Raw genomic sequence first — 19,343 nt, 5'->3', positions numbered from 1 at the left:
GTGGAGCTCACCGACTTCAGCACCGCGCTGTTCTCGCTCGAGGGAAAGCGCGCCATGGTCACCGGCGGTAACGGCGGCCTTGGCCGGGCGTTCACCGTCGCCCTGGCGGCGGCGGGTGCAGACGTCTTCGTCCCGAGCCTGGCCGACGACGACGGTACGACCGCGCGCCTGGTGGAGGAGCGGGGACGTCGCTACGTCTTCGCCCAGGCCGACATCACCGAGCCCGGGACCCCGCAGCGCATGGTCGACGAGTGCGTGGCTGCGTTCGGCGGGCTGGACATCCTGGTGAACTCGGCGGGCATCAACCTGCTCGACGATGTCACGGAGTTCGGCCGGGACAAGTGGGATCCGATGCTCGCAGTGAACCTGACCGCGGCGTTCGACTTCGCTCACGCCGCCACAGCCGCGATGATTCCGCAGCGCTCCGGCAAAATCATCAACATCGCTTCGTTGTTCTCGTTCCTCGGTGGCAAGCAGTCGCCCGCGTATGCCGCCTCGAAGGCCGGAATCGTCGGGTTCACGAAGGCGTACGCCGACGAGTTGGGGGAGTACGGCATTCAGGTCAACGCCATCGCACCCGGCTACTTCGCCACCGCACTGACCGAGCGGACGCGGTCGGACGAGACAGCGAACGCGCGGATCGTCGACCACATCCCGGCCGGTCGCTGGGGTGACCCGGCCGACCTCATGGGGGCGCTCGTCTTCCTCGCCAGCCGAGCCGCCGACTACGTCACCGGGCACACGCTCGTCGTCGACGGCGGCTACCTGCTCCGCTGATCCGCAGCTGCGCTCACCGAACCACCTCCCTAACCGACTTTCGACACGCAAGGAACCGATCCATGCCTGCTTCCCGCTCCGCCCTCTCGCGCGACCAGATCGCCGAGCGGCTCGTCCAGCTGCTCGGCGCCGACCAGGTGGACACCGACGACGCCGCCCTCCGCGAGGCGAGCGTCGACCGGTTCAAGAAGTACACCGCCGTCCACGGCATCTTCGACGGGCCCTTTCCCGCCGCCATCGCCTACCCGCGATCGACGCAGGAGGTCGCCGCTGTGCTGCGGTTCGCGGATGAGAACCTGGTCGCCGTCGTCCCGCGGACCGGCCGGACGGCGACAGAGGGCGGCCTCGAGACGGTGGTCGCCGACTCCATCGTGCTCGACGGCTCTCGGATGGACGCCATCCTCGACGTCAACGAGACGGACATGATGGTCACTGTGCAGTGCGGAGTTCCCCTGCAGCGGGTGGAGGACGCCCTCCGGGAGCGGGGGCTGACCACGGGCCACTCGCCTCAGTCGAAGCCCCTCGCGCAGTACGGCGGACTGACGGCCACGCGATCGATCGGCCAGTTCTCGACCCTCTACGGCGGCATCGAGGACATGGTCGTCGGTCTCGAGGCCGTACTGCCGGACGGCACCGTGACGCGGATCAAGAACGTCCCGCGGCGTGCTGCCGGACCCGACATCCGCCACCTCGTCATCGGCAACGAGGGTGCGCTCTTCTTCATCACGGAGGTGACGATCAAGGTCTTCCGCTTCCAGCCCGAAAACTACCGCTTCTTCGGCTTCCTCGCCGACGACTTCGGGGACGGGGTGGATGCGCTCCGCGAGCTGGTCGCGCAGGGCTACCGTCCCTCCGTCGCGCGGCTGTACTCGCCGGAGGACGCGCGGCAGCATTTCGCCGACGTGTTCGACGGCCGGAACATGGTCATCCTTGTCGCCGAAGGTCCGGCGCGCATCGCCGACGCGACCGCCGCGGCGATCGAGGAGCTGTTCACCGAGCCCACCTTCACCCGCCTCGACGACCAGCGCATCCGCGACTGGTTCGACAACCTCAACTGGGGGCAGGACAAGATCGACGCCGAGAAGCGGCAGATGCTGGAGACCCGTCACCTCGGCTACACCACCGAGGTCTCCGTCGACTGGTCGCGGGTGAACGAGCTGTACACCGCGGTGATGGAGCGGATCCGCACGAGCTTCGACCGCGCCGGCGACCTGACGATGCTCGGCGCGCACTCGTCCCACAGCTACCAGACCGGGACGAATCTCTACTTTGTGTACGACTACGAGATCCGGTGCAAGCCGCGGGACGAGATCGAGCAGTATCACAAGCCGCTCAATGCGATCATCGTGGAAGAGGCGCTGCGGCTGGGAGGTTCCATGGTGCATCATCACGGCATCGGCAAGTACCGCACCGACTGGACGGCGGAAGAGCACGGGTCCGCCTTCGAGCTGCTGGTGCGCCTGAAGGCGGCGCTCGACCCGAACGGCATCATGAACCCCGGCACGATCCTCCCGTTGAGTGCAGGAGACGCCCGCCGGTGACATCGTTCGTCGTCGCCATCGACAGCGGCTCGCAGAGCACCAAGGTGCTCATCATCGACGAGCACGGTGTTGTGCACGCCTCCGCCCGGGTCGGGCTGCTCCCGTATGCGCACCCCTCGCCCGGGCACGCCGTGCATCCCGACGATGACATCTGGACGTCCATCGCGGCGGCCTGCCGGACCGCGCTGGACCGTTTCGCCGGCGACCCGGCCCGGATCGTGGGCGTCGGCCTCTGCACGATCCGGTTCTGCCGGGCGCTCCTCACCGCGGACGGTGAGCTGGCCGAACCCATGCTCAGCTGGATGGACGAGCGCGTCAGCCGCCCCTACGTCCACGACGACGATCGCGTGGCCTGGCTGACGACGTCCTCGGGTTACATCACCCACCGTCTGACCGGCCGGTTCGTCGACACCGCCGCCAACTATCAGGGCGTCTGGCCGATCGACCAGTTGACGTGGCGGTGGTCCACCGACCCGACCGTGTTCGATTCGACCGGGATGCCCCGCGGGATGCTGTTCGACCTCGTCGACCCCGGGGAGCTACTCGGCTCCGTCACCCCGGCCGCGGCGGCCGCCACCGGCCTGCCGGCAGGCATCCCGGTCTTCGCGACGGCGAACGACAAGGCGGTCGAAGCCCTCGGGGCGGGACTGCTCCGGCCCGACCAGATCGTCCTGTCCCTCGGCACCTACATCTCGTCGATGGCGGTGACCGACCGGGCGGGCGGGGGCCCGCGGCACTGGGTGAATTTCGGTTCACGCCCGTCCCAGTACCTCGCCGAGAGCGCCGGAATCCGCCGCGGGATGTGGACGGTCAGCTGGTTCCGCTCGCTGCTCCAGGGAGCAGCGGTCCGGGACGACACCATGTACGACCTCGAAGCGGAGCTGGACTGCGAGGCTGCCGTGCTCCCGCCCGGAAGCGACGGGGTCCGAGCGATTCTGGACTGGCTCGCACCCACCGACGAGCCCTCCCGTCGCGGCGCGCTGCTCGGCTTCTCCGGCCCGCAGGGACGCGCGCACATCTATCGCGCCCTGCTGGAGGGGATCGCGTTCGAAATGGCGGACAACGCGGACGACCTGGCCGCAGAACTGGGGCGAACCTTCACCGAGGTGATCGTCACCGGTGGCGGCGCGCGCTCCCGGATCCTGCCGCAGATCGTCGCCGATGTCTCCGGCCTGACCGTGCGGCGCGCTGCCCTCGACGACGCCGCCGGCCTGGGGGCAGCCGTTTGCGCCGCAGTCGGTTCCGGAATGCACGACGGCTGGGATGCCGCGCTCGCCGCGATGGTGCGCCTCGGCCCGCCGATGACCCCGTCGCCGGACGCCCCCGCCTACGCGCGGCTCCGCGCCGCGCACCGCCACGCCCGCGACGCGGTTCGCGCGCTCAGCGCGGAACTTGCCAGCGGGTCCGTCTGACGCGGACCTCATCCGGCCGCTGGGTGCAACCCCCCGTCAAATCCCGGTTTACAGAACTATGGTGTTGAAATGGCCCATAGTCCCGGCAACGCAACCACCCGGCACAGCAACGTCTCGTTGCTCTCGGTTGCGACCACACTCGCACAGCGCGTCACGACCTCCACGGAGATCGAGCGTCACCTCGTCCCGGTGCTCCAGCGTCTGAAGTTGCCGATGGGACTGCTCGAACGTGTCGCGGGGGTGCGTGAGCGCCGCAACTGGGAAGCGGGCACGACGTTCGACTCGGCCGCGATCGACGCGGGTCGACGCGCGCTCGCCGAGGCGGGCGTGCGGCCGGACCAGGTCGGTCTGCTCATCAACACATCGATCACCCGCCCGCACCTGGAGCCGTCGGTCGCGGTGCGCATCCATCACGGCCTCGGCCTGTCGTCGGCGGCGATCAACTTCGACATCACCAATGCCTGCCTCGGCTTCGTCAACGGGATGAGCCTGGCCGCGGGGATGGTGGACTCGGGTCAGATCGACTATGCCGTGCTCGTCGACGGCGAGGATGCGGACCAGGTGCAGGTCAACACGATCGAGCGATTGCAGCGCGACGGCATCGGCCGCGCCGAGTTCATGAGCGAGTTCGCCAGCCTCACGCTCGGCTCCGGCGCGGTGGCTGCCGTGATCGGCCGCACCGATCAGCATCCGGACGGCCACCGCATCCTCGGCGGCGTCACCCGGGCCGCAACGCAGTTCAACGCTCTGTGCGTCGGCAGCGTCGACGGGATGTTCACGGACGCGAAGGCGCTGCTGAAGGGCGGCATGGACCTGGTGACTGCGGCCTGGCGGGAAGCCCGGAAGCACTGGAACTGGGGCCAGATGGACCGCTACATCATGCATCAGGTCTCCGATGTGCACACCGACGCGATCGTGAAGGCGGTGAAGCTGGATCGCTCGCGCATCCCGCTGACGTACCCCACGCTCGGGAACATGGGCCCGGCCTCGATTCCGATCACCCTGGCCCAGGAGGCTGCTTCGCTGCGCCGCGGAGACCGGGTGCTGCTCATGGGAGTGGGCTCGGGACTCAACACCTCGATGCTTGAGATCGCCTGGTAGCGAGAGTGGGGGCATCCTTCCCGCCGCCCGGCCTGCCCGGACTCGGCGACTTCTCGCGCATCGTCGCGGCCGCGGGCGCCGAGTGGCACCTGCTCGACACGGGTTCTGAGTTGGATGCGGCGGGCATCACGCCCGTCGGCACGCTCCTCTGCGTGCACGGCAACCCCACCTGGTCGTACCTGTGGCGCGCGCTGACCTCCGAGGCGACCGCCGCCGCCCAGGCCGGTTCCGACCGTGCGGCATGGCGGGTGATCGCGGTCGACCAGCTGGGGATGGGGTTCTCCGAGCGGACCGGCGGCGTCCGCCGTCTCGCCGACCGGGTCGCCGATCTCGGAGCGCTCACCGATGCGCTGGGCCTGGCCGGACCGGTCGTCACCGTCGGGCATGACTGGGGCGGCCCGGTGAGCCTCGGCTGGGCGGTCGACCATCCGGACCTGCTCTCCGGGGTGGTGCTGCTGAACACCGCGGTGCACCAGCCCGACGACCGACTGATCCCGGCCCCGCTCCGTGCAGCGCTGGCACCAGGGATGCTCGACCTCGCGACAGAGACGACGACCGCGTTCCTCGAGACCACGCTGTCGCTCGCACGACCGAGGCTCGATCGCGAGATCCGCGACGCATTCCGTTCGCCGTATATATCGGCCGAACGGCGCCGGGGCATCCGGGATTTCGTCGCCGACATCCCCGTGGATGCGACGCATCCCAGCTTCGCCGAGCTTGAGCGAATCGCTGCGGGTGTCGCTGCGCTCGACGTCCCCGCGCTCCTCCTGTGGGGTCCACGGGATCCCGTGTTCGGTGAGGTCTACCTGCGGGATCTGCTCGAGCGGATGCCGCACGCCGACGTCCACCGCTTCGAGGGCGCGGGCCACCTGATCGCCGAAGAGGTGGAGTACGCACCGATCGTGCTGGACTGGCTGGGGGAGAGGATCCTTCGGCCCGCTGCCGAGGCGACAGTCGATGCTACGGAGTGGACGAGCGACCCGCTCTGGGCCGCGATCGAGAGCAATGCAGACAGCGAAGCACCAGCGCTGATCGACATGGGCGCGGGACCGTCCGGGGACGCGCGCGTCATCCCCTGGTCCCGGCTCGCGCGGCGCGTCGACGAACTGGCGCACGGCCTGCTGGCCGCCGGCGTGCGGCCCGGCGACCGGATCAGCCTCCTCATTCCGCCGTCCGCCGACCTCACGGCCGTGCTCTACGCCGCGGTGCGGATCGGCGCGGTCGTGGTCGTTGCGGACGCCGGTCTGGGGCTGCAGGGGCTCGGCCGCGCGATCCGCGGCGCCCATCCCACCGTCATCGTCGGTGCGCTGCCCGGCCTCGCTGCCGCCCGGGCGCTCGGCTGGCCCGGTCGGCGTATCTCGGTAGCCACGCTCTCGCCTGCCCTGGCGCGCTCGCTGAGGGTCGAGCGCTCGCTCGGCGATCTCCTCCGTCTCGGACGAGCGAGGATCGCCGCGTCCGACGGTGCGCCACTGGAGACTCCCGCGCCGTCGGCACTTGCGGCGGTGCTCTTCACGTCGGGTTCGACGGGTCCCGCGAAAGGCGTGCGCTACACGCACGCCCAGCTCAGTGCGCTGCGCGACGCGCTCGCCGGTCATTACGACCTCGGCGGGGGGACGGGGATCGTCGCCGGATTCGCGCCCTTCGCGCTGCTCGGACCGGCCCTCGGCGCCCGGTCGGTCATCCCGGTCGGCGACGTCACCGCCCCGCGCACGCTCACCGCGGGTGCGGTCGCCGACGCCGCGCGGGCCGCCGACGCGACGGTGCTCTTCCTCTCCCCGGCCGCGCTCGCGAATGTCGTCGCGACGGCCGATGCTCTCGACGACGGGCAACGCGCTGCTCTCGCGCGCATCCGCACCGTGCTTTCGGCCGGTGCGCCGGTCCCGGCCAGGCTGCTCGACCGCATCGTCGCGCTCATGCCGGCCGCGACCGCTCACACGCCGTACGGGATGACCGAAGGGCTCCTGATGACCGACATCACACTGGAGGGCATCCGGGCGGCATCCGAGGATTCGGAGGCCGACGGTGTGTGCGTCGGCACGCCCGTCGAGCGCGTCTCGGTGCGCATCAGCCCGTTGGATGCGGACGGACGCCCACTGGCCTCGCTCACCAGCGAGCCGGGCGTCACCGGCGAGATCGTCGTCGAAGCGCCGCACCTGCGCGACGGGTACGACCGGCTCTGGGCGGTCGACCGCACGGCCAAGGCGCACAGCGAGGGCGGTTCACGCCGCCACAGCACCGGCGATGTCGGTCACCTGGACGAGCAGGGCCGCTTGTGGGTCGAGGGTCGGCTCCCGCACGTCGTGGTCACCCCCGACGGTGTCGTGACGCCCGTCGGCATCGAGCAGCAGATCGAGGGCGTCAGCGGGGTCCGCCGAGCGGCTCTCGTCGGCGTCGGCCCGCGCGGGACGCAGGCGCTCGTAGCCGTGCTGGAACTCGACGCTGCTGGGCGCGCCGGGCTCGCCCCCGCGCCGCTCGCGGCGGCCGTGCGCGCGGCATCACCCCGTCCGCTCGCCGCCGTCTTGATCGTGGCGACGCTGCCGACAGACATCCGCCACAACTCGAAGATCGATCGCACGGCACTCGCCTCCTGGGCCGACGGTGTGTTGCGGGGAGAACGGGTCCGGAAACCGTGAAGGTCCTCGTCACCGGGGCGAGCGGGTTCCTGGGGAGCGCCGTCGCGACGGCGCTCGCAGCGCGGGGCGACGAGGTCCGGACGCTGCAGCGCCGTCCGTCGGGAGTTCCCGATGTCGAGGACGTGCAGGGAGACGTGACCGATCCCTCGGTCGTACGCGCTGCGCTCGCGGGCGTCGACGCCGTCGTCCACCTGGCGGCGAAGGTCTCCCTGGCGGGAGCGGTCGCGGACTTCGACCGCGTCAACGTGGGTGGCACGCGGCTCATCCTGGCGGAGGCGCGCGACGCGGGAGTGAGCCGCTTCGTGCACGTCTCGTCGCCTTCCGTCGCGCACGCCGGTGCATCCCTGATGGGCGACCCGACCCTCCCGGCGGATCCGGTCCGGGCGCGCGGAGACTACGCGCGCACGAAGGCCGTGGGCGAAGCTCTCGCGCTCGCCGCCGACGCTCCCGGTTTCGCCGTGGTCGTCATCCGGCCGCATCTTGTCTGGGGGCCGGGCGATCCGCAGCTCGTCGGCCGCATCGCCGATCGCGCACGGCGGGGGCGGCTGCCCCTGATCGGGAGCGGAGCCGCGTTGATCGACACGACCTACGTGGACAACGCGGTGTCCGCACTGGTCGCCGCACTCGACCGGGCGGACGCCGTTCACGGGAACTCCTACGTGGTGACGAACGGCGAGCCGCGTCCGGTCGCGGAGCTACTCGCGGGAATCTGCATCGCGTCCGGTGCACCCGCTCCGTCCTGGCGCGTGCCGGCGCCTGTGGCTCGTGCCGCCGGAGCCGCCGTCGAGGCCGTGTGGCGCATCCGCCCGGGCCGTGATGAGCCGCCCATGACCCGGTTCCTCGCCGAGCAGCTCTCGACCGCGCACTGGTTCGACCAGCGCCGCGTTCGTGCCGACCTCGGCTGGGAGCCGACGGTCACGATCGACGAGGGGCTGGCGCGACTCGCTGCGTGGTCGGCCCGGCCCGGAGCGGCTACCGCGGGTCCGAGCCCTTCTGCGCTGCCGCCTCGGGGATGACCGGCGTCTGGTTCACGATGTAGAAGCCGGTGAGCACGGCGTACAGAGCGAGCATGAGTGGCGCGCTGAAGAGCCCGACCACCACGATCAGCGGGTAGACGACGACTCCGGCCCCGAACCGGAGGATCGCCCGCCTCCCCTCCTCGCGGGTGACGGGTGACTTCATCAGACCGCCGTGGATGATGTGGGCCAGGATCAGGGTGAAACTGATCGCCATCCCCTCCATGGATGCGCCGTACAGCAGCGCGGCGACCCGTGAGTCCTGGTCGTCGTGCTCGAGGAACGACGCGAGCGTGGAGGTGGTGAACGGGATCGTCGAGACGAACAGCAGCAGAAGCAGGTTGTAGAACATCAGGCGGCGATCCACCCGGGCGACCAGCTCCGTCACCGCGTGGTGGTTGACCCAGATGACCCCGATCACGAAGAAGCTGAGGGCGTAGGCGGCGAAGGAGGGCCATTCGTCCGCGAGCTGCTGCGCGAGCGACAGCTTCGAGTCGGGTGTCACGTGCAGATCGAGGACGAGCAGCGTGATCGCGACGGCCAGCACGCCGTCGCTGAACGCTTCGAGTCTCGATAGTTTCATCCGCACACCCCTCCGCGTCCAGGAGCAGCCTCTGGTCAGCCGGTGGGCTCGAGCGTGCCACGGACGATGCTGTTGCCGGAGTGCGCCGGGTCGCCGTTCAGCGGCTGCTGCGAGATGTCCACCACCGGGTAGTCGGCGGCGGCGATGTTCGGCGGCATCACGAAGCGCCCGTTGCCGCCGTCGAGCAGCCCGACGCTGATCGACTTCGTGAGCTCGGTGTTCATGAGCCAGACCTCGCGATAGTCGGTGCTTCCGGAGTGGACCGCCGGCGACGAGAGCTTCACCGCGAGCACGGTCGAGCCGTCCGGCTCACGTTCCATCGTGGCGGTGCCGGCCGACGTCGACCAGGTCGGCAGGCCGGCGAGGGTCGCCTGGGCCTGTACCTGCGCCTGCACCTGGGGCTGGGCGGCCGGGCGGATGACGACGATCAGGGCCAGGACCGCCGCCACGGCGAGGACCGCGACCGCGGAGACCACGACGGGCCACCGGCGGCGGCGGCGGACCCGCGAAGGGTGAGCCGCTGTCTCCCTGATGGCGGGGGGACTCTGCGGTGCGGTGGCGGCGTCGATGGCCGGGGACGGGTCCATCGTCAGCTGGGCCCGGATGCGCTCCCAGACCTGCGGCGACGGCTCGTGCAGCGCGAAGTCGACCGGCCCGTTCTCGCGGGCGACGCGGGTGACCCGGGTCAGGCGCTCGAGTTCCGTCCGGCACTCGGGACAGGTCATCACGTGGTCCAGGTCGGCATCGCCCACGTCGGTGTCGCCGAGGGCGAGCATGGCGAGGACGTCGGGGTCGCTATGCGTCATCCGCGTCCTCCAGCCGTGCGCGCAGCCTCAGCAGGCTACGTCGGATGTGACTCTTGACGGTGCCCAGGGGCAGGTCCAGTTTGGCCGCGATCTGGGTGTGGGTCAGCCGGTCGTAGAACGCGAGTCGCATGATCTGCTGGGCCACCGGATCCAGCCGATCGAGTTCCTGGCTCATGGCGACGCTGTCGGCGATGTCGTCCGTCCAGCTCATCGACTGCAGATAGACGCTCTCCATGAGCGCCTCGAGTTCGCGCTGGCGCTTGGCCCGGGCCTCGTACGCGTCCACGATCTTGTGGCGCGTGATCGCCATCAGCCAGGTGCTCAGTCGCGCCCGCTCCGGATCGAAATTGTTCCGTCCCTGCCACGCTGCGACGAACACCTGCTGCGTCACGTCCTCGGCGTCCGCGACGTTGCCGAGGGATCGGAGGGCGAGCGTGTAGACCAGTCGCCCCCAGCGTTGGTACAAGCCCTCGACGGCGCTCACATCACCGGCGTGAAGCCCGGTGATCAGGGAGCGCTCGGTGTCATCCACGCAGCCATCATGGCTCTGGTGACGCGGCGCCGCCACATTCTCACATCCGGTTCACATCGTGGGCGAGCGGTCAGGCCGACTCGCGCCAGGCGATCTCGGTCTCCAGGATGGTCCCCGAGCGTTCCTCGTCGGAGCCGGCGATCTGGTCCAGAACCCGCTGGGCCGCTGCCCGACCGAGCGTCAGGGCGGGCTGCCGGACGGTGGACAGGGCGGGCTGGCAGCGCAGCGCCCACGCGCTGTCGTCGAACCCGACGACGCCCACGTCCTCCGGCACCTTCCGTCCGGAGGATCGCAGGACCTCGAGCGCCCCGGCGGCGATCGCATCGGAGGCGGCGAAGACACCGTCGATGTCGGGCGCGCGCCGGAGCAGTTCGCGCATCCCGTCGAGACCGCTGTCGTAGCTGTACAGCGGGTACTCGACCACCAGGCCGGGGTCGAAGCGATCGCCGAGCGCGGCGCGGAACCCGCCGAGCCGGTCGCGGCCGGAGTCGCGGTCGAGCGCACTCGCGATCATCCCGATGCGCGTGCGGCCGGTGCCGACGAGGCGCTCGGTGATCGCGTGCGCCGCGCTGACGTTGTCGATACCCACGTAGGCGATGTCGTCGATCCCCGGCGGTCGGCCGACGAAGACGGCCGGGATGCCCATTCCCGCGACCGCGCGGCCGATCGGGTCCTCGGCGCGAGCGGAGATGATGATGACGCCGTCGACGAAGCCGCCTCCCAGGTAGTCCGCGACGCGGTCGCTGTCGCGGTCCGAGTCGATGATCAGCGTCACCAGCTGATAGTCGGCCGCGGAGAGGACGGTGTTGGTACCCAGCAGGATCGCCCCGATGTTCGGATCTTCGAGGAACAGCGAGTGGGGCTCGTGGACGATGAGAGCGACGGCGTTCGAGCGCCGGGTCTTCAGGTTGCGTGCGGCCGTATTCGGCACATAGCCCACCTGGACGATCGCGGATTCGACCGCTGCTTTCGCAGCGGGGGAGACGTACGGCTCGCCATTGATCACGCGCGAGACGGTGCCCCGGGAGAGCCCGGCGGCGGCGGCCACATCATGGATGGTCGCCTGTCTCGGCCGAGCAGCGTCATGTGCCATGCCCAAACCATAGCTTGACACCGATGCCTGCGCTTGCTTAGTCTGTGCACGTTCCCAGACAGTTTCGGCATGTTGACCCCAAAGCGGTCTGGGAACGTTCACAGACGTAGTGCGACGAGGAGGTCGATGTGGCGACGAACACGGTCAGTCCCGCGCTGGCGGGGTTGACGGCGGAGGCCGGCGAACATGCGAGCCGGTTCGTCTTCGGCTGCGACTACAACCCCGAGCAGTGGGACCGGTCGGTCTGGGAGGAAGACGTCCGCCTCATGGTCAAGTCGGGCGTGAACCTCGTCGCCATCAACGTGTTCGGCTGGGCGCAGATCGAGCCGCGGCCCGGAGTGTTCGACTTCACCGCCCTCGACGAGATCATCGATCTCCTGCACGGCGCGGGCATCGGAGTGAATCTCGGAACGGGCACCGCCTCGCCGCCCCCGTGGCTGAGCGCCCTCCACCCGGAGATCCTGCCCATGTCGCAGGACGGCCTGCGCGCCTGGCCCGGTGGACGCCAGGCGTACTGCCCGAGTTCGCCGGTCTTCCGGGCGGCGGCGGAGCGACTCGCCGCCGAGGTGGCGACGCGCTACGGATCGCACCCGGCGGTACGGCTCTGGCACGTCTCGAACGAGCTGGGATGCCACAACGCCCTCTGCTACTGCGACGTCTCCGCGACGGCGTTCCGGGAGTGGCTGAAGCGCAGGTACGGCACCCTCCAGGCCCTGAACGAAGCGTGGGGGACGGCCTTCTGGAGCCAGCAGTACGGCGCCTGGGAGGAGGTCCTCCCCCCGCGCCGCACTCTCTCCTCCGGCAACCCCGCGCAGGCGCTCGACTTCTCCCGTTTCTCGTCCGACGAGGTCCTCGAGTGCTACCGGGTCGAAGAGCGCGTGCTGCGTCGGCTGTCCGACGTGCCCGTGACGACGAACTTCATGGTCACCTCGCACATCCGGACGCAGGACTACTGGCAGTGGACGCCGTACGTCGATGTCGTGGCCAACGACCACTACCTCGACCACCGCCTCCCGGTGCCGCACCAGGAGCTCTCGTTCGCGGCCGACGCCACACGGGGACTCGCGGCGGGGCACCCATGGCTCCTCATGGAGCAGTCCACCGGCGCCGTGAACTGGCAGCCGCGCAACATCGCGAAGCAGCCGGGCGAGCTACTCCGCAACACCTTCGCGCACGTCGCCCGGGGCGCCGACGGAATCTGCTTCTTCCAGTGGCGCGCGTCGGCCCAAGGCACCGAGAAGTTCCACTCCGCACTCCTGCCGCACGCCGGCACGGACAGCCACAAGTGGCGCGAAGTGCTCGAGCTCTCCCGTGCGCTGCAGTCGATCCACGAGGTGCTCGGCAGCGAAGTCGTCGCCGAGGTCGCGGTGATCTTCAGCTGGGAGGCCTGGTGGGCGACCGATCTCGACTCGCATCCGTCCGAGGAGGTCCGCTACCTCGAACAGGTGCACCAGGTGTACCGGGCGCTCTGGGAGGCCGGGATCACGGTGGACATGGTGGCGCCGGGAGCTGACCTCTCCGGGTACCGGCTGGTGGTCGTCCCCGTGCTCTACCTGGTCCGGGATGCCGAAGCGGCTGTGATCAGCGACTACGTCGCGGCCGGCGGCACTGCTGTCGTCACCTTCTTCTCGGGCGTGGTCGACGAGAACGACCGGGTCCGCCTGGGGGGATACCCGGGTGCGTTCACCGAGCTTCTCGGAGTCCGGACCGACGAGTTCTTCCCGCTCCCGCACGACGCCGTGGTGAATCTGGACTCCGGCGCGACGGCCACGCTGTGGACCGAGCGCATCCAGACGACGACCAGCCGCCGGGTCGCCGGCTTCCTCGACGGACCCCTACCGGGTGAGGCTGCCGTCACAGTCAACCGCTTCGGCGCCGGCACCGCCTGGTACATCGCGACCGCGCTGGACCCCCAGCCGCTGCGCGAACTCCTGGAACAGGCTGCGAACGCCGCGGGCGTGAGCACGGTCGATGCCAGTACCGGAGTCGAGTCGGTGCTCCGGCGGGGCCCGGATGCGGACTACCGCTTCTTCATCAACCACACGCGCCTGCCGCACACCCGCGCCATCGCCGGCCACGAACTGATCACCGACACCCCGGTCACGTCGCTGGAGATCCCCGCCGGTGGGGTGCGCGTGGTCCGAACCCGACGTACCGAGAGCTGAGGACACTCCGATGACAACGACGTCACCATCCACCACCACCCGGGCGACACCGGCCGCACCGGCCCGCAGGCGCGGGCGCACGCTGCGGCGGGCGATCCTCGTCTTCGTCGCGCCGTTCGGGATCCTGTACCTGCTCTTCTACGCCGTGCCGATCGCGTACGCGGTCTACCAGTCGCTCCTCACCGTCGAGCGCCAGGGCACCTTCGGTCCCGCGACGCAGGTGTTCGGCGGCCTCACGCAGTACATCCAGGTGTTCCAGGACACCGCGTTCTGGACATCGGTCGGCCGGGTCCTGATCTTCGGCGTCGTCCAGGTGCCGGTCATGCTGCTGCTGGCGCTGGTGTTCGCACTGCTGCTGGACTCGCCGCTGCTCCGCGGAAAGAAGTTCTTCCGGCTCGCGTTCTTCGCACCGTACGCGGTCCCGGGCGTGATCGCCGCGATCATGTGGGGCTTCCTGTACTCGCCGTCGCTGTCGCCGTTCACGGCGCTGACGCAGAACGTCAACTTCCTCGGTGCGGACCTGGTGCTGTGGTCGATCGCCAACATCGTCACCTGGGTCTACGTCGGCTACAACATGCTCATCATCTACTCCTCGCTCCTCGCGATCCCGCAGGAGATCTACGAGGCGGCGACGCTGGACGGGGCCAACAACTGGCAGGTCGCCGTTCGGATCAAGATCCCGCTGGTCATGCCGGCGATCATCCTCACCGCCGTGTTCTCGATCATCGGCACGCTCCAGCTGCTGGCAGAACCGCAGACCCTGCGCACCTTCAGCACGGCCATCAACAGCACGTACACGCCGAACCTCGCGGTCTACACGACGGCGTCGATCCCGAACTACAGCCTCGCGGCGGCGATGTCGGTCGTGCTGGCCCTGTTCACCTTCCTGCTGTCGTTCGTGTTCCTCAAGCTGACCCAACGGAGGGCATTCGCATGACCACGATCACCGCCGCCACCCGGCGCATCAAGCGCGGCGACGCCGCCCCCCGGAAGGCCGGTCGCGAAAGCGTCGTCTCGCGCTCCGGCGCAATGCTCGTGATGGCCGTCTTCACCTTCTACTTCCTCATCCCGATCTGGTGGCTGCTGGTCTCCTCCACGAAGACGCGAGGCGAATTCACCTCCACGGCGGCGCTCTGGTTCACTCCGAACGGCTTCACGACCTTCGTCGGCAACCTCGGCACCCTGTTCACGTACGACTCCGGCGTCTACGTGCACTGGCTGATCAACAGCGTCCTGTACGCGGGCGTCGGTGCCTTCCTCGGAACGCTCGTGGCGGCGATGTGCGGCTACGCGCTGGCGAAGTACCGGTTCCGCGGCCGGGAGGCGCTCTTCAACGGAGTCCTCGCCGGGGTGCTCGTCCCGGCGACCGCCCTCGCCCTGCCGCTGTTCCTCATCTTCTCGCAAGTGCAACTGACCAACACCTACTGGTCGGTGTTCCTGCCCAGTATCGTGAGCCCGTTCGGCGTCTACTTGGCCCGGATCTTCGCCGCCGCCAGCGTCCCGGACGAGTTGCTCGAAGCGGCACGGCTCGACGGGTCCGGGGAGCTCCGCACGTTCTTCACGGTGTCGGTCCGCCTCATGTCGCCCGCGCTGGTGACCATGTTCCTGTTCCAGTTCGTCGCGATCTGGAACAACTTCTTCCTGCCGCTGATCATGCTGCGGGATCAAACCCTGTTCCCGGTGACCCTCGGTCTCTACGCCTGGAACAGCGCAATCGGCCAAGCGCCGGAACTCCGATCACTGGTGATCATCGGAGCGTTCGTGTCGATTGTCCCGCTGATCATCGCGTTCCTGAGCCTGCAACGGTTCTGGTCCGGTGGTCTGGCCGCGGGAAGCGTCAAGTAACCACATCCCACCTCATCCCACACACAACAAAGGACACATGATGAAAGCACGGACTCGGATGGTCGCCGCTGCTGTCGGCCTCACCGCAGCTCTCGCGCTGACCGCCTGCAGCGGTCAGAGCTCCACCGGCAGCGGAACCGCGGCCGGCGGCGACTGCAAGCCGTCCTCCGGAAAGGTCAACCTCTCGTTCACCACCTGGGTACCCGGGATGGAGAAGGTCGTCGACCTGTGGAACCAGAAGAACCCGAACATCCAGGTCAAGTTCACGACCGGTCCTTCGGGCAACGCGGGCACGTACCAGAACTTCTTCAACCAGATCAAGGCGGGTAACGCACCCGACCTCGGGCAGGTCGAGTACGACGCTCTTCCGAACTTCCGGGTGCAGGACGGCCTGGTGAACATCGCCGACTGCAAGCCGGTCGCCGACGCGAAGGACGACTTCGTCGACTGGACCTGGAACCAGGTCACGTTCGGCGAGGACAACGCGGTGTACGCGGTTCCGCAGGACACCGGCCCGATCGCGATGTTCTACCGCAAGGATCTCTTCCAGGCCGCGGGCATCCCCGTCCCGACCACCTGGGACGAGTACGCCAAGGACGCCGCCCTGATCAAGGAGAAGGGCTCGTACATCACCAACTTCCCGAAGACCGACGTCAACTGGTTCGCGGGCATGGTGTGGCAGGCGGGCGGTCAGTGGTTCAAGAACGACGGCAACAAGTGGACGGTCAACCTGACGGATGACAAGTCGACCCAGGTCGCGAACTACTGGCAGAAGCTGATCGATGCCGGCCAGGTGTCGAAGCTCGCCTCCTTCTCGGACGACTGGAACAAGTCCTTCGACGACGGCCAGCAGTGGACCTGGATCTCCGCCGTGTGGGGTGCCTCCACCCTCGAGACCGGTGCACCCAACACCGCGGGCAAGTGGGCGGTCGCCCCGATGCCGCAGTGGTCGGCCGGCGACAACAAGGCGGGCGACTGGGGTGGCTCGTCCACCGCGGTGCTGAAGGGTTCCAAGCACCCGTACGAGGCCGCCAAGTTCGCCATGTGGCTGAACACCGACCCGGAGGCGCTGGCCCTGGAGAACAAGCTGGGCGGCCTCTACCCGGCCGCGAAGGCCGGAGCCGACCTCCCCGCGTTCACGAGCGGTCAGCCGTTCTACGGCGACCAGAAGATCTACGACGTGTTCAAGCAGGCCTCCAGCGAGGTCGACCCCGACTTCACCTGGGGCCCGACCATGACGCAGACCTACACCGATGTCTCGGACGGCTTCGGCGCAGCCCTGGGCGGTAACGGGACCCTGCTCGACGCCCTGAAGACGGGTCAGCAGAAGACGATCGAGGCTCTGAAGGCTCAGTCCATCCCGGTCAACAAGTAATCTCATCGCTCGAAGCGCGGGCGCCGGGGACCTCCTCGGCGCCCGCGTTCCCTGTGCGACGGTCGAAAGGGAATCCATGCGACCCGAACTGATCCACGTCAGTGCCGGCGGAGTGAGCGTGCTGCTCGATCTGAGCGGCGGACGGCTCCCGTCCATCGTCCACTGGGGCGAGGCGCTCGGCGCCGTCACTGCGACAGAAGCGCGCGACATCGTCGTGACCGATCAGCGTCCCGTCGCACCGAGTTCGCCCGACGAGGCCGTTCGCCTGGCGGTCCTCCCCGAGCAGCACACCGGCTGGCTGGGCCGCCCCGGGCTGGCCGGCAGCCGCGACGGACAGTCCTGGTCGCCGCGGTTCGTCGTCACCGACGTGCGGACCGGGGTGGAGGCCGTCGACGGACTCGCCACCCTGCAGGGCGGGGGAGACGTCGGGATCGTCGCACGGGACGACGTCGCCGAAGTGGAGCTCGAGCTGGCGATCGAACTCAGCGCCGCTGGAGTGCTCCGGGCCTCGGCGACGCTGACCAACCTCGGCCCGACGTACAGGCTCGAGGAGCTGTCCCTCGCCTTCCCCGTACCGCCCCGGGCGAGGGAAGTGCTCGACTTCGCCGGCCGCTGGGCAAAGGAGCGCACACCTCAGCGCGCCCCGCTCACCGTGGGGACCCACCTGCGCGAAGGGCGCCGCGGCCGCACCGGACCGGACGCGGCGACACTGCTGACCGTGGGCGAACCCGGCTTCGGATTCGCCGGCGGCGAGGTGTGGGGGGTCCACGTCGGATTCAGTGGCAACCACCGCCACTACGCCGAGCGCCTCTCCAGCGGTGAGCAGGTGATCGGCGGAGGCGAGCTGCTGCTCCCCGGGGAGATCGTGCTCGGCACCGGCGACCGGTACCGCACGCCGTGGGTCTTCGGCGTCTACGGCCGCGGGCTCGACGACCAGGCGCATCGCCTGCACCGGCACCTCCGGTCCCGGCCGCAGCATCCCCGCCGCCCGCGCCCGGTGACACTGAATGTCTGGGAGGCGGTCTACTTCGACCACGACTTCGCGAAGCTGGTGGCGCTCGCCGATCGCGCCGCATCCATCGGGGTCGAGCGCTTCGTGCTCGACGACGGCTGGTTCCGGCATCGGCGGGACGACCACGCCGGCCTCGGCGACTGGTATATCGACGAGACGGTGTGGCCGGAGGGGCTGACGCCGCTGATCGACCATGTGCACTCGCTCGGAATGGAGTTCGGCCTCTGGTTCGAACCGGAGATGGTCAACCTCGACTCCGATCTGGCCCGCGCGCATCCCGAGTGGATCATGCAACCCGGCGGCGGCCGCCTGTCGATCGAGGCACGACACCAGCAGGTCCTGAATCTCGGGATCCCGGAGGCGTACGCGTACATCCGCGACCGGATGGTCGACGTGCTGTCGGAGAACGCCATCGCCTACATCAAGTGGGACCACAACCGCGACCTGACCGACGCCGGAACCGCGCCCTCCGGCGCCCCGGGCGTCCATGGCCAGACGGAGGCGGCCTACCGCCTGATGGCCGAGCTCAAGGCGCGCTTCCCGGGTCTCGAGATCGAGTCCTGCTCCTCAGGCGGGGCGCGAGTCGACCTCGGCGTGATCGAGCACACCGACCGCGTCTGGGTCTCCGACTGCATCGACCCGCTGGAGCGGCAGGAGATGATGCGCTGGACGCAGCAGCTGCTGCCGCCAGAACTGCTCGGCTCGCACATCGCGTCCGAACGCTCGCACACGACGCACCGCACTCATTCACTCGGCTTCCGCGCGGGCACCGCTCTGTTCGGGCACCTCGGCATCGAGTGGGATCTCACCCGCGCGACGGCGGCCGACCTCGCCGAGCTCGGCGCGTGGATCGCGTTCCACAGGGCGAACCGCGACCTGCTGCACGGCGGGGAGCTCGTCCGGATGGACGAGGTGGATGCGTCGCTGCTCGTGTCCGGTGTCGTGGCACCGAACCGCGAGCGGGCCCTGTACTCGCTGGCCTACGTCGCCCGATCGGACGTCGCGCCGATCGGCCGCGTGACCCTCCGCGGGTTGTCCGCAGACCGCCGCTACCGCGTGCGCCTCCTGCCCCTCGGCGCACCCGGCGGTGAGGCTCAGCCCCCCGCCTGGGCCGCCGACCCCGACGGGGTGGTCCTGTCCGGTGCGGCGCTGGAGCGCGCTGGCGTGATGGCGCCGATCTCGTATCCCGACACCGTGTGGCTCGTCGAGGCGGTCGCCGTCAGCTGACGCGCACGCCGCATCGAGTTCGTCCGAGTTCGTTCGCGCCACTTCATGAGTCATCACGCGTCATCTTTCGGGTGCCTTCCGCGTCTGAGTAATCGGAGGGCACACTGCCCGCCCGGTAGTGGACTCCGACCGTTCCGGCCTCGCCGGGAGAGACGGGAGCCCTGACCGCGTACAAGCCGAACGGGCGGTACTCATGCGTATAAGCGTCTGGGGAGTAGTCGCCGC

General features: G+C 69.3%; 15 protein-coding genes. 11 read left to right on the top strand and 4 right to left on the bottom strand.

Going from position 1 to position 19,343, the window contains the following annotated elements:
- The 6 genes from P3F85_RS13575 (at position 1) to P3F85_RS13550 (ending at position 8,480) form a co-directional block, all read left to right on the top strand.
- On the top strand, positions 1 to 777 hold the full coding sequence (locus tag P3F85_RS13575; RefSeq protein ID WP_374008299.1) for an SDR family oxidoreductase: 777 nt from the start codon (positions 1 to 3) through the stop codon (positions 775 to 777).
- 62 nt (positions 778 to 839) lie between these two features.
- Positions 840 to 2,318, top strand: a complete 1,479-nt coding sequence (locus tag P3F85_RS13570) for an FAD-binding oxidoreductase (protein WP_374008297.1) — start codon at positions 840 to 842, stop codon at positions 2,316 to 2,318.
- On the top strand, positions 2,315 to 3,730 hold the full coding sequence (locus tag P3F85_RS13565) for an FGGY-family carbohydrate kinase (RefSeq protein WP_374008295.1): 1,416 nt from the start codon (positions 2,315 to 2,317) through the stop codon (positions 3,728 to 3,730). The genes P3F85_RS13570 and P3F85_RS13565 overlap by 4 nt, the downstream gene beginning before the upstream one ends.
- 69 nt (positions 3,731 to 3,799) lie before the next feature.
- Positions 3,800 to 4,831 carry a 3-oxoacyl-ACP synthase III gene (locus P3F85_RS13560; RefSeq protein WP_374008293.1) on the top strand — a complete coding sequence of 344 codons (1,032 nt, stop codon included), beginning with the start codon at positions 3,800 to 3,802 and terminating at the stop codon, positions 4,829 to 4,831.
- A 5-nt stretch (positions 4,832 to 4,836) separates the two neighbouring features.
- On the top strand, positions 4,837 to 7,464 hold the full coding sequence (locus tag P3F85_RS13555; RefSeq protein ID WP_374008292.1) for an alpha/beta fold hydrolase: 2,628 nt from the start codon (positions 4,837 to 4,839) through the stop codon (positions 7,462 to 7,464).
- Complete coding sequence (locus P3F85_RS13550; protein ID WP_374008291.1) at positions 7,461 to 8,480, top strand: NAD-dependent epimerase/dehydratase family protein; 1,020 nt, start codon at positions 7,461 to 7,463, stop codon at positions 8,478 to 8,480. The genes P3F85_RS13555 and P3F85_RS13550 overlap by 4 nt, the downstream gene beginning before the upstream one ends.
- Here the strand turns inward: P3F85_RS13550 and P3F85_RS13545 are convergent.
- From P3F85_RS13545 to P3F85_RS13530, 4 genes are all read right to left on the bottom strand, one after another.
- Entirely contained in the window at positions 8,437 to 9,063 is a 627-nt protein-coding gene (locus P3F85_RS13545; RefSeq protein ID WP_374008289.1) for a TMEM175 family protein, read from the bottom strand. The genes P3F85_RS13550 and P3F85_RS13545 overlap by 44 nt on opposite strands.
- 35 nt (positions 9,064 to 9,098) lie before the next feature.
- The gene (locus P3F85_RS13540; protein ID WP_374008287.1) at positions 9,099 to 9,869 is read right to left on the bottom strand and encodes an anti-sigma factor; all 771 of its coding nucleotides are present in this window, start codon (positions 9,867 to 9,869) and stop codon (positions 9,099 to 9,101) included.
- Complete coding sequence (locus P3F85_RS13535; RefSeq protein ID WP_374008285.1) at positions 9,859 to 10,401, bottom strand: RNA polymerase sigma factor; 543 nt, start codon at positions 10,399 to 10,401, stop codon at positions 9,859 to 9,861. Before P3F85_RS13535 ends, P3F85_RS13540 begins: the two co-directional genes overlap by 11 nt.
- 70 nt (positions 10,402 to 10,471) lie before the next feature.
- Positions 10,472 to 11,494 (bottom strand): LacI family DNA-binding transcriptional regulator, encoded by a 1,023-nt coding sequence (locus P3F85_RS13530; RefSeq protein ID WP_374008283.1) that lies wholly within the window; start codon positions 11,492 to 11,494, stop codon positions 10,472 to 10,474.
- Positions 11,495 to 11,622: 128 nt separating this feature from the next.
- On the opposite strand from P3F85_RS13530, the gene P3F85_RS13525 reads away from it, so the two are divergent.
- From P3F85_RS13525 to P3F85_RS13505, 5 genes are all read left to right on the top strand, one after another.
- Complete coding sequence (locus P3F85_RS13525; protein WP_374008281.1) at positions 11,623 to 13,659, top strand: beta-galactosidase; 2,037 nt, start codon at positions 11,623 to 11,625, stop codon at positions 13,657 to 13,659.
- 10 nt (positions 13,660 to 13,669) lie between these two features.
- On the top strand, positions 13,670 to 14,596 hold the full coding sequence (locus tag P3F85_RS13520; RefSeq protein WP_374008279.1) for a carbohydrate ABC transporter permease: 927 nt from the start codon (positions 13,670 to 13,672) through the stop codon (positions 14,594 to 14,596).
- Positions 14,593 to 15,504, top strand: coding sequence for a carbohydrate ABC transporter permease (locus P3F85_RS13515; protein WP_374008277.1), 912 nt, complete (start codon positions 14,593 to 14,595; stop codon positions 15,502 to 15,504). Before P3F85_RS13520 ends, P3F85_RS13515 begins: the two co-directional genes overlap by 4 nt.
- 40 nt (positions 15,505 to 15,544) lie before the next feature.
- Positions 15,545 to 16,879, top strand: coding sequence for an ABC transporter substrate-binding protein (locus P3F85_RS13510; protein WP_374008275.1), 1,335 nt, complete (start codon positions 15,545 to 15,547; stop codon positions 16,877 to 16,879).
- Positions 16,880 to 16,955: 76 nt separating this feature from the next.
- Positions 16,956 to 19,118, top strand: coding sequence for an alpha-galactosidase (locus P3F85_RS13505; RefSeq protein WP_374008274.1), 2,163 nt, complete (start codon positions 16,956 to 16,958; stop codon positions 19,116 to 19,118).
- The last annotated feature ends 225 nt before the right edge of the window (positions 19,119 to 19,343 follow it).

The organism is Leifsonia sp. T36S-04 (assembly GCF_042465655.1).
Lineage (GTDB): Bacteria > Actinomycetota > Actinomycetes > Actinomycetales > Microbacteriaceae > Leifsonia.
Note: the sequence above shows the minus strand (reverse complement) of the source record. Positions and strands in the feature narration are given on the sequence as shown.

Bases quoted from the DNA above. Each gene is read 5' to 3' on its own strand.
- P3F85_RS13570 (WP_374008297.1), top strand. From the start codon at position 840: ATGCCTGCTTCCCGCTCCGCCCTCTCGCGCGACCAGATCGCCGAGCGG.
- P3F85_RS13560 (WP_374008293.1), top strand. From the start codon at position 3,800: ATGGCCCATAGTCCCGGCAACGCAACCACCCGGCACAGCAACGTCTCG.
- P3F85_RS13545 (WP_374008289.1), bottom strand. From the start codon at position 9,063: ATGAAACTATCGAGACTCGAAGCGTTCAGCGACGGCGTGCTGGCCGTC.
- P3F85_RS13540 (WP_374008287.1), bottom strand. From the start codon at position 9,869: ATGACGCATAGCGACCCCGACGTCCTCGCCATGCTCGCCCTCGGCGAC.
- P3F85_RS13530 (WP_374008283.1), bottom strand. From the start codon at position 11,494: ATGGCACATGACGCTGCTCGGCCGAGACAGGCGACCATCCATGATGTG.
- P3F85_RS13520 (WP_374008279.1), top strand. From the start codon at position 13,670: ATGACAACGACGTCACCATCCACCACCACCCGGGCGACACCGGCCGCA.
- P3F85_RS13515 (WP_374008277.1), top strand. From the start codon at position 14,593: ATGACCACGATCACCGCCGCCACCCGGCGCATCAAGCGCGGCGACGCC.
- P3F85_RS13510 (WP_374008275.1), top strand. From the start codon at position 15,545: ATGAAAGCACGGACTCGGATGGTCGCCGCTGCTGTCGGCCTCACCGCA.
- P3F85_RS13505 (WP_374008274.1), top strand. From the start codon at position 16,956: ATGCGACCCGAACTGATCCACGTCAGTGCCGGCGGAGTGAGCGTGCTG.